Annotated in this window: 12 protein-coding genes; 8 read left to right on the forward strand and 4 right to left on the reverse strand. The window is 62.9% G+C overall.

The features are described 5' to 3' along the window. Positions 1 to 6 precede the first annotated feature (6 nt). The 7 genes from gmd (at position 7) to QZM72_RS11305 (ending at position 8,814) form a co-directional block, all read left to right on the forward strand. Positions 7 to 1,047 carry a GDP-mannose 4,6-dehydratase gene (gene gmd, locus QZM72_RS11275; RefSeq protein ID WP_089466816.1) on the forward strand — a complete coding sequence of 347 codons (1,041 nt, stop codon included), beginning with the start codon at positions 7 to 9 and terminating at the stop codon, positions 1,045 to 1,047. Next, positions 1,025 to 1,942, forward strand: a complete 918-nt coding sequence (locus tag QZM72_RS11280) for an NAD-dependent epimerase/dehydratase family protein (protein ID WP_301738085.1) — start codon at positions 1,025 to 1,027, stop codon at positions 1,940 to 1,942. The genes gmd and QZM72_RS11280 overlap by 23 nt, the downstream gene beginning before the upstream one ends. 202 nt (positions 1,943 to 2,144) lie before the next feature. Continuing rightward, positions 2,145 to 3,209, forward strand: a complete 1,065-nt coding sequence (locus QZM72_RS11285; RefSeq protein WP_256979573.1) for a glycosyltransferase family 1 protein — start codon at positions 2,145 to 2,147, stop codon at positions 3,207 to 3,209. Then, the gene (locus tag QZM72_RS11290) at positions 3,206 to 4,396 is read left to right on the forward strand and encodes a glycosyltransferase (RefSeq protein WP_301738086.1); all 1,191 of its coding nucleotides are present in this window, start codon (positions 3,206 to 3,208) and stop codon (positions 4,394 to 4,396) included. Before QZM72_RS11285 ends, QZM72_RS11290 begins: the two co-directional genes overlap by 4 nt. A gap of 525 nt (positions 4,397 to 4,921) precedes the next feature. Then, positions 4,922 to 5,887 (forward strand): SDR family oxidoreductase, encoded by a 966-nt coding sequence (locus QZM72_RS11295; protein WP_089467902.1) that lies wholly within the window; start codon positions 4,922 to 4,924, stop codon positions 5,885 to 5,887. Positions 5,888 to 5,892: 5 nt separating this feature from the next. Further along, positions 5,893 to 6,909, forward strand: coding sequence for a glycosyltransferase family 4 protein (locus QZM72_RS11300; RefSeq protein ID WP_301738087.1), 1,017 nt, complete (start codon positions 5,893 to 5,895; stop codon positions 6,907 to 6,909). Between the two features lie 12 nt (positions 6,910 to 6,921). Next, positions 6,922 to 8,814, forward strand: coding sequence for a nucleoside-diphosphate sugar epimerase/dehydratase (locus tag QZM72_RS11305; RefSeq protein WP_301738088.1), 1,893 nt, complete (start codon positions 6,922 to 6,924; stop codon positions 8,812 to 8,814). Between the two features lie 99 nt (positions 8,815 to 8,913). Here QZM72_RS11305 and QZM72_RS11310 read toward each other — a convergent pair whose 3' ends face one another. Next, positions 8,914 to 9,816 carry a sulfotransferase family 2 domain-containing protein gene (locus tag QZM72_RS11310; RefSeq protein WP_144030057.1) on the reverse strand — a complete coding sequence of 301 codons (903 nt, stop codon included), beginning with the start codon at positions 9,814 to 9,816 and terminating at the stop codon, positions 8,914 to 8,916. Between the two features lie 677 nt (positions 9,817 to 10,493). Between QZM72_RS11310 and QZM72_RS11315 the strand changes: the two genes are divergently transcribed. Further along, entirely contained in the window at positions 10,494 to 12,860 is a 2,367-nt protein-coding gene (locus tag QZM72_RS11315) for a protease pro-enzyme activation domain-containing protein (protein WP_301738089.1), read from the forward strand. A 93-nt stretch (positions 12,861 to 12,953) separates the two neighbouring features. Here the strand turns inward: QZM72_RS11315 and QZM72_RS11320 are convergent, their stop codons facing one another. Genes QZM72_RS11320 through QZM72_RS11330 form a run of 3 tightly spaced genes read right to left on the reverse strand, consistent with a single transcriptional unit; the run spans position 12,954 to position 16,261 of the window. After that, entirely contained in the window at positions 12,954 to 14,060 is a 1,107-nt protein-coding gene (locus QZM72_RS11320) for a glycosyltransferase (RefSeq protein WP_089466822.1), read from the reverse strand. Between the two features lie 27 nt (positions 14,061 to 14,087). Then, a complete protein-coding gene (gene galE / locus QZM72_RS11325) occupies positions 14,088 to 15,110 on the reverse strand; it encodes a UDP-glucose 4-epimerase GalE (protein WP_089466823.1) in 1,023 nt (340 codons plus the stop codon). A 14-nt stretch (positions 15,111 to 15,124) separates the two neighbouring features. Continuing rightward, entirely contained in the window at positions 15,125 to 16,261 is a 1,137-nt protein-coding gene (locus QZM72_RS11330; protein WP_089466824.1) for a glycosyltransferase family 4 protein, read from the reverse strand. Between the last annotated feature and the right edge of the window lie 6 nt (positions 16,262 to 16,267).

Consider the following 16,267-nt stretch of genomic DNA (forward strand, 5'->3'; position numbering starts at 1 on the left):
ACGACTATGTCTAACAAAATTTCCATCATCACCGGCATTACCGGACAAGACGGCGCTTATCTGGCCCAGTTGCTGCTCGACAAGGGCTACACGGTTTACGGCACTTACCGCCGCACTAGCTCGGTGAATTTCTGGCGCATCGAAGAGCTGGGCATTGGTAAGCACCCGAACCTGCATCTGGTCGAATACGATCTGACCGATTTGTCGGCGAGTATCCGGCTGCTGCAGACGACCGGCGCGACGGAGGTTTACAACCTGGCGGCGCAGAGCTTCGTCGGCGTGTCCTTCGACCAGCCGGTCACAACCGCCGAGATCACCGGCATCGGCCCGCTGAACCTGCTCGAGGCGATCCGCATCGTCAATCCGAAGATCCGCTTCTATCAGGCAAGTACGTCCGAAATGTTCGGCAAGGTGCAGGCGATCCCGCAGATCGAATCGACGCCGTTCTATCCGCGCAGCCCGTATGGCGTGGCCAAGCTGTATGCGCATTGGATCACGGTGAACTATCGCGAGAGCTACGACATCTTCGGTTGCAGCGGGATCCTGTTCAACCACGAATCGCCGCTGCGCGGCCGCGAATTCGTTACGCGCAAGATTACGGATTCCGTCGCCAAGATCAAGCTCGGCCAGCTCGACGTACTCGAACTGGGCAACATGGATGCGAAGCGCGACTGGGGTTTCGCGAAGGAGTATGTTGAAGGTATGTGGCGCATGCTGCAGGCCGACGAGCCGGATACGTACGTGTTGGCCACGAACCGTACCGAGACCGTGCGTGATTTCGTGAGCATGGCGTTCAAGGCAGCTGGCATCGACCTCGAGTTCAAGGGCAGCGACGAGCAGGAAATCGCCGTCGATGTCGCCACTGGCAAGACGGTGGTCCGGGTCAATCCGAAGTTCCATCGACCGGCCGAAGTCGATCTGCTGATCGGCAATCCGGAGAAGGCCAAGCAGAAGCTCGGCTGGGAACCGGAGACGACGCTCGAGCAGCTGTGCGCAATGATGGTCGAAGCGGATCTGCGCCGAAATGAACGCGGCTTCTCGTTCTGATGCCCCGCGCGCCCTGGTGACGGGGCTCGGCGGCTTTACCGGCGACTATCTCGCGAAGTCGTTGCAGGCGGCCGGCTATCGCGTGTTCGGCACGACGCACGGCTCCGAGGCGACCGGAGCCGGCATGTACCGGGTCGATCTGTGCGACCGGGCGGCGCTGGCAAAGGTCGTCGCGGACGTGCAGCCGGACGTGGTCGCGCATCTCGCCGCAGTCTCGTTCGTCGCGCACGGTGATACGGACGCAATCTATCGCACGAATGTGGTTGGCTCGCGGAACCTGCTGGAAGCGCTCGCGAATCTGGCGAATCGTCCGCGAGCGATTCTGCTGGCGAGCAGCGCCAATATCTATGGCAACGCGGCGGTCGAGTCCATTGACGAATCGGTCGAGCCGAATCCCGCGAACGATTACGCGGTTAGCAAACTGGCGATGGAATACCTGGCGCGCCTGTGGCAAGACAAGCTGCCGATCGTCGTTGCGCGTCCGTTCAACTACACGGGCGTCGGGCAGTCGCCGCAGTTTCTACTGCCGAAGATAGTCGGGCATTTTCAGCGCGGCGAGCGTGCGATCGAACTCGGCAATATCGATGTCGAGCGAGATTTTTCCGACGTGCGGCGCGTGGCGGATGCCTATCGGCGCCTGCTGGAACAGGCACCGGCTGGTGGCGTGTTCAACGTTTGTTCGGGCCGCGCGGTGTCGCTGAAGGCGGTGATCGCGATGATGGAGCAGATCGCCGGCTATACGATCGACGTCCAGGTCAATCCCGCATTCGTACGTGCGAACGAAGTGCGCCGACTGCAGGGCGATGGTACGCGGTTGCAGGCCGCTATCGGGCCGCTCGGCGACATTCCGCTGGAGAGTACGTTGCGCTGGATGTTCGAAGCGGGGCGTGGGTGAGAATTGGTTTCGCTATGGTTGCGTCGGTCTCGCGTGAAGCGTACGTCGTCTTGCCGGGCGCGTGTCGGCAGTTTGTTGAACGTGCAGGGTGCGACGAGGTATCGACCTCGTTCAGCCGGATTGTACGATTCTCTGCGTTCGGTGGCCGCGTTCGCGTTGCTGATGAGTCGGCTCGGATGAGGAGCAGCACGTGAAGTTGGGGGTGGATATCACCTGGATGGTGGGCAACTACCGCGGCATGGGGCGATTCGCCCGACAACTGGTGGAACCGGTCAGCGCGTCGGTGCTGGGTCTGGCACCGAGTGGCGTGAGTGCCGAGGAATGGCCATTCGTCAGTGACGGACACGGTTTCTTCCCGTGGTGGGAGCAGGTCGAGTTGCCACGCTTGTGCCGTGAACAGAAGCTCGACTACCTGCTATGCCCGTATAACACGGGACCCCTGCGGTCAACGGGCAACACCCGGGTGATCGCGGTTGTCCATGACCTGATCTACATGAAGCCGTGGCATGTGTTGCCGCCGGCGCGGTCGCTGTATCAGACTGTTGGGCGAGTCTACCGTCGTCAAGTGGTGCCGCGGCTGGTTCGCCGGGCCGACGCCGTGCTCACCATCTCACGCTTCACGCAGCGAGAGTTGATGGAGCGGTTCGGGCTGCGCGAGGCGGACGTTCCTGTCATTCCGTGCACAATTTCGGACGACTGGTTCGCGCCGCCGGTCAGTCGGTCTGCCCGCCAGCCGTATCTGTTCACGGTGGCGGGCGAAGTGCCCAGCAAGAATGTTGACCGCTTGCTGCAGGCGTTCGCGATGGCGAGGCCCGAGCTGGGCGATGACGCACGGCTCAGGATCGCGGGAATCAAGTCCGATCATCACGCGCACTTTCTCGGGAGAGCGGAAGCGCTCGGGCTGGGAGGCGTCGTCGAACTGCTGGGCTACGTGTCGCGAGAGGATCTGCGGCATCAGTACCGCCAAGCCCGCGCGTTCGTCTTTGCGTCGTTGTTCGAAGGGTTCGGGATTCCATTGCTGGAGGCGATGGCGTCCGGTACGCCTGTCGCATGCAGCAACACGACGTCGATGCCCGAGATCGTCGGCGATTGCGGCCTGCAGTTCGATCCTTATTCGGTCGAGGACATGGCCGAACAGATCCGCAACGTATGGGGCGACAGCACGCGATTCGACGTGGCGGTCGGTGCCGGCATGGACCGGGCGCGCACCTTTTCGGCGTCTGCCGTTAGCCCATTGATTCAGGATTTCTGGGCCCGTCTGTCATGAGCCAGAACAAGAAGAAACTGCTGGTGCTGACGCCGCGGTTTCCCTATCCGGTGATCGGCGGCGACAAGCTACGGATCTACCATCTTTGTCGCGTGCTGTCCCGCCATTACTCACTGACGCTGCTGAGCATGTGCGAGACCGACGAAGAAATGCATGCCGCGTTGCCGGACGACGGGGTGTTCGACCGCGTCGAACGGGTCTTCCTGTCGCGCCGGCGATCGTACGTCAATACACTGCTCGCGTTGCCGACTCGCACGCCGTTGCAGGTCGCGTATTACCGGAGCCGCGAGTTTGCGGTGGCGGTGGCGAGATTGCTGCCGTCACATGATGGCGTATTCGTGCATCTCGTGCGCTGTGCCGAATATGTACGCAAGTCGGACAAGCCGCGCATCCTGGAAATGACGGACGCGATCTCGCTCAACTACAGTCGCGTGAAGCAGTTGAAGAATGCACGCGGGCTGAAGTCGCGCGTGTTCGGTATCGAGGCAAAGCGCCTGCTCGACTACGAGCGCACGATCGTCGACGACTTCGATCTCTCGGTGCTGGTTTCCAGGACCGATCGCGACTACCTGTTTCCCGACGCGTCAGGCAAGAACGTGATGGTGTGCTCGAACGGTGTGGATCTGTCGGACCTGCCGTACACGGCGCGCAGCATGGCAAGCCGGCTCGTGATTTTCATCGGCGACATGCGCACGGTCCAGAACCAGGATATGTGTCACTTTTTCGCCGGGGCCGTGTTGCCATTGCTGCGCAAGCGTGCCGACTACCGTTTCCGGATCGTGGGGTCGATCGTACCTGCACTCGCCGAACGATTTCGCGCATACGAGGGCGTCGAAGTAACCGGTCGGGTCGAGTCGGTTGCGCAAGCTGCGTCCGACGGCGCAATCGGCGTATGTCCGATGCGCATCGGCGCCGGGGTGCAGAACAAGATTCTCGAGTACATGGCGCTCGGGTTGCCCGTCGTCACCACGCCGCTGGGTCATGAGGGCTTGGGCGCGGAAGGAGGCCGGGAACTGTTGATTGCCGACACTCCGGAGGAATTTGTCGATTGCATCGAACAGCTCGTTGCCGACGAGGCCGCGTCGGCAGAGATGGCGGCGCGAGCGCGAACCTTCGTCGAACGTGAGCATGGGTGGGAGCGAATGATTGCGCCGCTCGTCGAAAAGGTGAACGCATTGCTGGCTTGATCGCTGTCGTGCCCAAGATTGTCGTGGCCGATGCGCGCACGGCTCGCTTGCAAGTAGCGGTTCGAGTGCCATCGGCCCGGCTGTTCGACGCGCCCGCTTGGAGGTCATGAGCCGGCGCGGTTACAATTTGGCACGCGTCCGATCGGATGCCGATGCCGGTGGCGTCTTTTTTCACGATGCCGCGTCCGGGGAGAGAGCGGTCCCGGTCACATCAGCGACGCAGCATTGACGTCCGATTCGGAGACACGTATCGATTCGTATCGGCCTCGCCACGGCCGCCTGCGCGGTGATGCGAATAGATGACGGTGTCCACGATCGATATCCCCCTCGTTTTCGAGAGCCATCTGTGTTCGTCTTTGGCCCCCTTCCCGTATGCGCGCGCCCGTTGGGCACCGGCAGTCCCGCGTGCCATGCAGCGCGTGGCGTTGTAAAGCGCGAGCCTGTCGCTTCGATTTCGTGCGTGGTCATCGGCAGTGGCATCGGGCGGTTATGTAGCGATGTCCGTCGGTTGAGTTGGAGGCGACCATGACGCATCTCGTTGTCACCGGCGCGAACGGTTTCGTCGGCCGCGCGGTTTGCCGTCGCGCGCTAGCCGCCGGGCACGCTGTCACCGCACTGGTGCGGCGGCCGGGCGGATGTGTCGACGGCGTACGCGAGTGGGTGCATGGCGGCGCCGATTTCGATGGCCTCGCCGAAGGATGGCCGGCCGACCTAACCGCCGATTGCGTGATCCACCTCGCCGCGCGCGTGCACGTCATGCGCGACGAGTCGCCCGATCCCGACGCCGCATTCGACGCGACCAACGTCGCCGGCACGCTGCGTCTCGCCGAAGCCGCGCGCAAGCATGGCGTGCGTCGGATCGTGTACGCGAGCAGCATCAAGGCGGTGGGCGAAAGCGACGGCGGCACACCGCTGTCCGAAAGCACTCGCCCGAACCCACAGGACGCATACGGCCGCTCGAAGCTGCGCGCGGAGCAGCAACTCGCGCTGTTCGGCGCATCGGCCGGGCTCGATGTCGTCGTCGTGCGACCGCCGCTCGTCTACGGCCCGTCCGTCCGTGCCAATTTTCTGCGTATGATGGACGCGGTGGCGCGCGGGATGCCGCTGCCGCTCGGTTCCGTCGCCTCGCGTCGCAGCATCGTCTACGTGGACAATCTCGCCGATGCGATGCTGCAATGCGCGACGGACCCGCGCGCGGCCGGCGAATGCTTCCACGTCGCCGACGACGACGCACCGTCCGTCACGGGCCTGTTGCGTCTGGTCGGCGACGCTCTTGGCAAGCCGGCGCGGCTTCTGCCGGTTCCGGCTGCGTTGCTGCGTGCGCTCGGCAAGCTGACCGGCCGCAGCGCGGCGATAGACCGCCTGACCGGCAGCCTGCAGCTCGATACGGGCCGGATCAAGCGCGTGCTTGGCTGGCAACCGCCTTATACGATTCGCGAGGGCCTCGAAGCGACCGCTGCATGGTATCGTTCGCGCGATACACAACAATAGCCGATATGCCTTTCCCGATATTCGCGTGCCCCCTGGCGGTTACGGTGGCGTTGGCCGCCGCCATCGCATCGACGGCCATCCTGCGCGTGCTGCTCGCGACCGGCCTCGCTTGGCGCCTCGCCACCGACATCCCGAACGACCGTTCGCTCCATACGCTTCCGACGCCGCGCGTCGGCGGCTGGGGCATCGTGCCGGTTTGCATCGTCGCGCTGCTGGCGGTGGCGCCGCATCTGTGGCTGATCGCAGTCTCCGCCGCCGCGCTTGCCGCGATGTCGCAGATCGACGATCGACGCGGGCTACCGGCCCGCGTGCGGTTCTCGGTGCACCTGGCGGCCGTCGTCGTGCTGATCGCGGTCTATCCGGCCGAGGCGCCGTGGTGGCTGCTCGTCGGCGTCGGCTTCGTGATGGTCTGGCTCACGAACCTGTACAACTTCATGGACGGCGCCGACGGCCTCGCGGGGGGCATGGCGCTGTTCGGCTTTGGCGCGTACGCGGCCGCTGCAGCGACCGGCGCGCATCCGTCCCCCGATCTCGCCTTGACGGGCGCGGCGGTCGCAGGCGCCGCGTTCGGTTTTCTGCTACTTAACTTCCATCCGGCGAGGCTGTTTCTCGGCGATGCAGGCTCCATTCCGCTCGGTTTCCTGGCCGGCGCGCTCGGCTACTGGGGCTGGCGTACGAGCGTCTGGCCGATCTGGTTTCCAGCCCTAGTGTTCGCGCCCTTTATTGCTGACGCATCTGTAACACTTTTGAGACGTCTGTTACGTGGCGAAAAGTTCTGGCAAGCCCACCGCGAGCACTATTATCAAAGGATGGTCCGGGCGGGCGTAGGTCACCGCCGGACCGCTCTTTATTGGTACCTCATCATGCTCGCAGGCATAATCGTCGCCGTGTGGGCAAAGGACCGCGCGGAACTGCAGCAGTGGCTGTCGTTCTTCGCGTGGTACGGCGTCCTGGCATGTCTCGGATTGGTGATCGACATGCGTTGGCGCCGGTTTCAGTCCGCCGCCGAAAATAACTCTTGAGGTCTCCCGCCGATGTTGCGATCCAAAGCATCATGGCTTTCGCTGAGCGCTTTCCTGTTTGACCTGACGGCGGTCGTCGCGTCGTGGTTGTTCGCTTATCTCATTCGTTTCAACGGCAGCGTTCCGCCTGATTTCCTGAGCGGCGCGCTGATGGCGCTCGTGTGGGTGTTGCCGGTCTACGCGCTGATGTTCCACCTGTTTGGCCTGTACCGTGGGCTGTGGGTATTTGCGAGCCTGCCCGACCTGATGCGCATTTCGAAAGCGGTCGTCGGCGGTGGCGTTATCGTGATGATCGGGGCTGTGATGTTCCAGCCGTCGCCAATCATTCCGCGCTCGGTGTTGCTCGTCTCGCCGCTGATGCTGTTTCTCGCGATGGGCGGCGCGCGCGCGCTGTACCGCGCGACGAAGGAGTTCTACCTGTACGGCGGGCTGGTCGGGCAGGGCAAGCCCGTGCTGGTGCTCGGCGCCGGTACCGCCGGCGCGAGCCTCGCGCGTGAACTGTCGCGTTCGGGCGAATGGCGTCTGGTGGGCTTGCTCGACGACGACGTCACCAAGCAGGGGCGCGAGATCTACGGTTACAAGGTGCTCGGCTCTTTCAATGACCTGAAGCACTGGACAGACGCGCTGAAGGTCGAATACGCGATCATCGCGATTCCGTCGGCATCGGTCGAGACGCAGCGCAGGGTTGCGACACTGTGCGTGCGCGCCGGTGTGAAAGCGATGGTGCTGCCGTCGCTGACCGCGCTGATGCCGGGGCAGGGCTTCCTGTCACAGGTACGGAGCATCGATCTCGAGGATCTGCTCGGCCGCGACGCGGTGACGATCGACACACCGCACGTCGAGGCGTTGCTGCGCGGCCGCGTCGTGATGGTGACGGGTGCGGGCGGGTCGATCGGCTCGGAGCTATGCCGGCAGATTCTCCGTTTTGCGCCGGCGCAACTCGTCGCGTTCGACCTGTCCGAATACGCGATGTATAGGCTGACAGAAGAGTTGCGCGAGCGTTTTCCCGATCAGCCAGTGGTGCCGATCATCGGCGACGCGAAGGATTCGCTGTTGCTCGATCAAGTGATGTCGCGTCATGCGCCGCACATCGTGTTCCATGCGGCAGCGTATAAGCATGTGCCGCTGATGGAAGAGCACAACGCGTGGCAGGCGCTGCGCAATAACGTGCTCGGTACGTATCGCGTCGGGCGCGCGGCGATTCGTCACGGCGTGCGTCATTTCGTGCTGATCTCGACCGACAAGGCGGTCAATCCGACCAATGTGATGGGCGCGAGCAAGCGTCTCGCCGAGATGGCCTGCCAAGCGCTGCAGCAGACGAGCGGCGGCACGCAGTTCGAGACCGTGCGTTTCGGTAACGTGCTCGGCAGTGCCGGCAGCGTGATTCCGAAGTTCCAGCAACAGATCGCGAAGGGGGGGCCGGTGACGGTCACGCATCCCGAGATCACGCGATTTTTCATGACGATCCCTGAAGCATCGCAACTCGTGCTGCAGGCATCGAGCATGGGGCATGGCGGAGAAATCTTCATTCTCGACATGGGCGAGCCGGTAAAGATCGTCGATCTCGCACGTGATCTGATCCGCCTGTATGGGCTTTCGGAAGGGCAGATCCGGATCGAATTCACGGGCCTGCGGCCGGGCGAGAAGCTTTATGAGGAACTGCTCGCGGATGATGAAACGACGACGCGTACGCCGCATCCGAAGCTGCGGATTGCGCGCGCACGCGAAGTGCCGGATCATCTGCTCGATGAATTGCTGCCGTGGCTGATGCAGAATCGCGTGCTGAGCGACGACGAGGTGCGGCGCGATCTGCGGCGCTGGGTGCCGGAATATCAGGCGGCCGCAAGTCCTGCCCTTCAAACCGTATCAGCGTTGTTCCCGCCGAAGTCCGTCGCGCGAGGATAGCGACCGCGCATACCTCCACGCACGACCGCCACCGTATCCATTTTTGCAATCGTTCCTGGAGGAAGGCGACATGCATCGAACACATGATGCAACCTGGCGTTACGGTGCTAGTAGTGCCCCGTATCGTGCAATTGCTCGCATGGTGATTTGACGCTGGAGCGACGGTATATTCGCGCCCTTGGGGAGTCGACGTATCGCCAGCAGGGACCAGAGTTTCGCATCGAGCCTGCACCGGTCATCCAGCAATGACAGAGTCTCTTGATCGAGTTCCTTGTCGAGACGAATTCGCATATTTTCCGGCACGCGTGCAGTTGGATTAAGATGCATCATCGGCAGATCGGTGTTAAACCATCGACTCAAATTTTGATGGAACTGAGGATTCTCGATAATATCGCTATAAGCGACTGAGTTGAGCCGGTTCAGTGCATCTTTCAGTAATCTGGGCTCCTGATCGCGGGCGATGAACGAATCATTGCCGATACGCTCGTCCGGCCACAATAGCATGCGTGTGGCCAGATTGTCCGTTTGGCACGCAATGCGTGGATCCGTCAGGAAGTCTTTAAGGGTGCCGCGCGATAGTTTGATGCAATCTCGCCAACTTCCCCACCGCACAAGATATTCGTCCGACATACATCGCCAGTACACCCAATGAGACATCAGGCGGGATAACGGCTCACGAAGGAAAGTCAGTAATTGGGCGCGAGGGTATCGACTCGTCAAAGTGTGATAAGAGAAGTGGCCCATGATCAGCTTCGATTCCGGCATCTTGCTTTCATCAAGATGAATCGTGCGTGCAACCTCATCATCGAACTCCGAAAGTCGATCGAATGCGCCGAGCAGTAGTCGATCGATTCCTCGAACTTCGTCATTCGTTTGCAAGGTTTGCGATATGCCGGTGACTACTGATGTGCCTGCCGTTTTCGGGATATGCATGACCGCAAGCGACTTCTCGCCGTTGCGCGGCTCGTTTTGAAATCTGGGCGTAGTGAAATAGTCGAACACGATTTAGTCGAAGATGATCTATCGATGATCGCCTTGGAGAGGCGGTTTCTTCACGATGACTCGCGATAAGTACAAGGCCGGCGGGGCATATCGATCCACAGGCGCGGCTATGTTCGGGCGTCAGTTTATCGACAACGAAATGCGGCTGCCACAATACCAGCATCGCAGACGGGCCGCAGCGGCTGTCCTCGATATGAGTGAGCCGTTCGAGATCGCGGATCTCGGGTGGGCCCTGATCCGTCTCCCGTTTTTTCGCTTACACGATCGGGATCGAATTCCCACCAACTGCGTCTGGAGTGAAACCATACGGCGACCCGCACACCGGCTGCCAAACTCCGGATCGTGCGCCGCGGAAAGTGTCGAATGACTCGGTCGACTAGCGGCGGGCAAGATCGACTCATGTGCGTAGTGATCAGGGGAATGCGGCGGGTCTGCGCCGCCGGGTGTCGGAATGCCGATCGCCGGTTGTATCTCGGCGTCGGCGGATGCACGCGCGGCGTTGCCATCCATTTCGGGTACGGATCATCCTGTTCTATTCCACCCCGCGTTCCACCCGGCTGCATTCAATTGACTACCGACCGATTCCTTCCTATGTTTTCCTCAAGGTAGCCGTGCGATTGCCGTAAAGAAAAAAGGCGAACAGCCAAATACGAGGCTCTACGGTCCATACCAATTCGATGAAAACGGAACAACTTGTCAGGGGAATAGGCGCGGCGCTCATGGTGCTCGCGCTGGCAGGCTGCGGCGGCGGCGACGCTGGTCCGGCTGCGACTTCTGCGCAGGCGGTCAAACTATCGGCGCTGCGAGCCACGGGCAACGTGGTGAGCGCCGCGCCGATGAGCGCGACGGCGCCGGTCCATGTTGTGCTGGTGCTCAAGTTGAATGACGAAGCCGGGTTGAACCGCTTTCTGCAGCAAGCGCGAACTCCGGGAAGCGCGAGTTTTGGGGCCGTGCTGACCTCCGCGCAGATCGCCGCACAATACGCACCCAGCGCAGGCCAGGTTGCCACCGTGAAGACTTACTTGGCAAGTAAGGGCTTCACGAACATCAGCGTGGCCGGCAACAACATGATCGTCGAAGCCGATGCCCCGGCCGGCGTGATATCGGGCGTGTTTCAGACGACGCTCGTACCGGTCGCGATGGCGGACGGCACCAGCACGCATATCAATACCGCCCCGGAGACGGTGCCCAATGCGATCGGCGGTGTCGTTCAAGGGGTGCTCGGGCTCGATACCGCGACCCGTCTGCACCCCAATTTCGTACGCGCTTCCGATGCCGCCGTCGCGCCGACCGCGAACGCATCGCCGACGACTTCCGCCGTCGCGGTGGGTCACAATCCGACGGATTTTCCCCGCATCTATTCCGTAGGCAGTGCCCCGGCGGCGGTGAACACCACAGTAGGCATCATTGCCGAAGGAGACGTGACGCAGTCCGTCATCGACTTGGCGACGTTCGAAAGCAATAACCACCTGCCTGCCGTACCCGTTTCCGTGATTCATGCCGGGCTGTCGAGTGGGGACACGAGCGCAACCACGGAATGGTCGCTCGATAGCCAGACCATCGTCGGGATGTCCGGCGGCCTCAAGCAACTGAATTTCTACGTTGCGCGGTCGTTTGCCTGGAGCGATATGGCGCTGGCGATCAATCGCGCCGTGACCGACAACACTGCTCGGGTCATCAACATGTCGATCGGCGGGTGCGAGAACTGGGCGCCGACGGCGGTCATCGACACGTTGTTCCAACTCGCCGTCGCGCAGGGGCAGACTTTTTCGGTCAGCTCCGGCGATTCAGGCAGCGTGGCATACGGCTGCAGTGGCACATCGGTGCAATATCCCGCAACGTCACCGTATGTAGTGGCCGTTGGCGGCACGACGCTCTATACGAACGGGAACGGCAGCTATGCAGGCGAGACGGCCTGGGATTCCAGTGGGGGCGGCATTAGCGGTATCGAGCCGATTCCATCGTGGCAGTCGAATGTTCCGGCGCTCAAGGGGCGCGCTTTTCGGGGCATGCCGGACATCGCGTTCGACGCCGATCCGAACAGCGGCGAAGCAGTCGTCGCGGGCGGACAACTCGTGATAATGGGTGGGACGAGCCTGTCCGCGCCGTTGTTTGCTGCGACCTGGGCGCGCATGCTGTCCGGGGCCTGCGCAACGAATCTTGGTTTTGCGGCGCCCACGCTGTACAGCGCCCAGGTCAAGACGCCGTCGATCTTTCGCGATATCACCTACGGATCGAACGGCGCATACGGTGCAGGCTCGGGATGGGATTTCGTGACCGGCTGGGGCACGCCGAACGTCAGCGCGATGTATTCTGCGATATGTGGTCCGACAGCGGCGATTTACGGCGGTGTGATCAATCAAGGTACGACGCTCAGGCCGGGGCAAATCGCATATTCGGGTTCCAGAAGCCATCAGTTGGTCATGCAGAATGACGGCAACCTCGTGCTTTACAACACGACCAATGGTGCCGCGGTGTGGAATTCAGGCACTTACGGAAATCCCGGCGCGTATGCCGCCTTCCAAGGCGATGGCAACTTCGTGGTGTACGGCGCGAGCGGTAATGTGCTGTGGAACTCGGCGACCAGCAGCACGTCCTACAGCCAGTTTCTTGTCGTGCAGGACGACGGCAATCTGGTGATCTACCGATCATTCGTCCCGGTATTCTCCACATCGACCGCTTCCAGCGGATATGCGAACTCCCCGGCCGGCCCGGCCGTATGGAAGGGCGGTGTTGCCCTCGGCAGTGGCCAGAGTTTTACTTCAGGCAATGGTGCGAACGTGCTGATCATGCAGGGAGACGGAAATCTCGTGCTGCTCCGCCAGGGCGTTGTGCAATGGAATTCCGGTACGTATAGTCATCCGGGCGCATTCGCGGCGATGCAAACGGATGGCAATCTGGTCGTCTACAGTCCGACGGGGGTCCCGCTCTGGTATTCCGGCACCAGCGGCAATTCAGGCGCGGCGACTTATGTTCAGGACGACGGCAACGTCGTGATCTATGTGCCGCTGCCGCGCTGGAGCACGAATACAGCAGGTGCCTAGCAGCTTCACTCGTCGCTTCGCGACCGAATATCGCACGGCCGCCGTTCCCGGCGGCGGGCTGCGCGAGCCGGGCAACACGCCGGCCGCGGCTCCTCAGTGCCCCCGCCGCTCCTTCCTCACCACCATCCACCGCGGCGCCCTGAACCTGACGATGCTGAGATAAAGCCACACATACGTCAGCGCGAACAGCACGACGAACACGAACAGATGCACCGTATGCCGCCAGAACAGCGTCGCCGGAATCACCGCGACGAGGCACAGCAGCCACAGATAAGGTGAAGTCAACGAATTCCGCCGCGTCAGATCATGCGCGTGCTTCGTCCCCACGGCCCACCGCATCAGCCGCTTGTACACGAGCATATGCAGATGCACGCCGTCCGGAATCCCCGGCGACATCCCGCGGATGAACTTCTTCCGGTAGATCGAGAAGCAGGTCTCGAAGATCGGATACATGAACAGCAGCACCGGATACCACGCGGACACCTCGCGGTTGCGCATCACGAGCATGATCGCGAGCTCCGCGAGCATGAAGCCGATGAAATACGCGCCGCCGTCGCCGAGGAAGATCAGCCCGGCCGGGAAATTCCACAGGAAGAAGCCGAGCACCGCGCCCATCATGATGATCGACGCGGACATCACGACCGGGTCGTTCACATGGAACGCGACATACGCGAGCGACGCGAACATCATGAAGCTGACCATCGATGCGAGCCCGTTGAACCCGTCGATGATGTTGATCGCGTTCGCGAGCGCCGCGACCGCGAGCACCGTGATGAACGCCGAGATGGCCACGTAGCCGAGCAGGAAATCGAGCGGCGGCACGCTGATGCGCTTGACTGCGATGCCCAGCAGCCAGAACGCCAGCGCGGCCGCGCCCATCGTGCAGAGCAGCCGTGCGCGCGGCGACACGCGCTTGGTCAGGTCCTCGACGAGGCCGGAGAGGAAAGCCGGCAGCCCGCACGCGGCGATCCCGAGAATGCTGCAGGAGATCGTCGGATAGCGCCGGGACAGCACCAGCGCGGCCACGACGACCCCGGCGAGGATCCCGATGCCCCCGACGCGCGGCACGGGCCGCACGTGGAATTTCTGCACGCCGGCCAGGTCGCTGTCGATCGAGAATTTCTCGTGAAGGTGCGCGTAGCGCACGATGAACAGCGTGACGAGCAAGGAGACGATGAAGCCGGACGCGAAGCTGAGCATGGGATCGCTCGAAAAATGGACAGCGGATTATACAAAACCGCGCGGGTTGCCCTCCTGCCATCGCCAGTGGTCGGCACACATTTCCTCGATGCCGAGCGTCGCACGCCAGCCGATGATGTCGGCCGCGGCCTGCGGATTCGCATAGCACTCGGCGATGTCGCCCGGACGGCGCGCGACGAGTTCGTACGGCACCGGCCGGCCCGACGCCTTCTCGAACGCACGCACGACTTCCAGCACGCTGTAGCCTTGCCCGGTGCCGAGGTTCACGACGAAGCTCGCGTTGCGCTTGGCCAGTGCGTCGAGCGCGGCGATGTGCCCCTTCGCGAGATCGACGACGTGGATGTAGTCGCGCACGCCGGTGCCGTCCGGCGTCGGATAATCCGAACCGAATACACGGAGCTTTTCCAGCTTGCCGACCGCGACCTGCGCGACGTACGGCATCAGGTTGTTCGGGATGCCGGCCGGATCCTCGCCGATCAGCCCGCTCGCGTGCGCGCCGACCGGGTTGAAGTAGCGCAGCGTCGCGATGCGCCACGACGGGTCCGAGACTTCGAGATCGCGCAGGATCTGCTCGGCGATCAGCTTCGACTGGCCGTACGGGTTCGTCGCGGCGAGCGGGAACGATTCGTCGATCGGCGAGCGCTCGGGCACGCCGTACACGGTCGCGGACGAGCTGAACACGAACTGCCTGACGTTGCGCTCGCGCATGACCTTGAGCACGGCGAGCAGGCCGCCGATGTTGTTCTGGTAGTACTCGAGCGGCTTCGCGACCGATTCGCCGACGGCCTTGAGCGCCGCGAAGTGAATCGTGCCGGTGATCGGGTGCGCGTCGAATACCTTCGCGAGCGCGGCTTCGTCGCACACGTCGACTTGGTGGAACGCGGGCGTCTTGCCCGTGATCCGCTCGATGCGGCGCACGGATTCGGCCTTGCTGTTCACGAGGTTGTCGACGATCACGACGTCGTAGCCGTTGTCGAGCAGCTCGACGGCCGTGTGCGAGCCGATGTAGCCCGCGCCGCCGGTAACGAGGATGGTGCCTTTAGCGGTCATGCTGATGCGCTCCTTCAGAGTGTGAATCCCGTCAACGAATGGATGGTCTCCCTGTAGCGTTCGACGACCTGCTGTTCGTCGAATTCCGCCGCGACCTTGTGCCGGCCGCGTACGCCCATCGCCGCACGGCCTTGCGGCCCGAGCGCGATCATGCGATTCAGTTGTTCGGCGAGGCTCGCGCTGTCGCGTACGCGGCACAGGAAGCCCGTTTCGCCGTCGGCGACGACGTCGCGGCAGCCCGGCACGTCGGTCGCGACGATCGGGCGACCCATCGCCGATGCTTCCATCAACGTGCGCGGCACGCCTTCGCGGTACGACGGCAGCACGACGCAATCGGCCGCCGCGATATGTGGGCGCACGTCGTGCGCTTCGCCGAGATACTCGACGATGCCTTCGTCGACCCACGCGTCGACGTCCGTGCGACCGATCGCGCTCGGATTGTCGACGCCGAGCGGCCCGAGCAACTGGAAGCGCGCGTTCGGGAAGCGTTCGCGCACGAGACGCGCGGCTTCCACGTATTCGCGCACGCCCTTGTCCCACAGCAGCCGGCCGATCAGGATGAAGACGGGCGCGTCGCCGCCCGGCAGCGGCACGGGCGAGAACTGTTCGAGATCGACGCCTTCGCCGTGCAGCAGCCGCGCGCGCTCGGGATGCGCGAGCAAGCGCTCGTCGGTGAAGGTCGCGAGATCGTCGCGGTTCAGGAACCACACCTCGCGCGGGAAGCGGAACGCGAACCGGTACAGGCGCTTCGCGACGCTCGCCGCGCGGCTCTTCTGGATGAACACGTAGCCGAGGCCGGTCGTCACCGCGATCGACGGCACGCGCGCGAGCCACGCGGCCACTGAGCCGTAGATATTCGGCTTGATCGTGTAATGGAACACGAGATCGGGCCGCAGCGCGCGGTAGTGGCGCGCGAGCGCGGCGAGCGTGCCGAGATCCTCGCGCGGGCTCGTGCCTTTCGACGCGATCGCGAGCGCCACGTAGCGGCAGCCCATCTGCTCGAGCAGTGGCACCGTGCGGTCGTGCGGCGCGATCACGATGACCTCGGCGCCGCGCGCGACGAGCGCACGGATCAGCCCGTGGCGATACGTATGGATCGCCCAGGCCGTGTTGCAGACGAGCGCGATGCGCAGCGGGGAGGTGGCGGACATGAAAAA

The organism is Burkholderia sp. AU45388, assembly GCF_030481585.1.
Classification (GTDB): Bacteria; Pseudomonadota; Gammaproteobacteria; order Burkholderiales; family Burkholderiaceae; genus Burkholderia; species Burkholderia sola.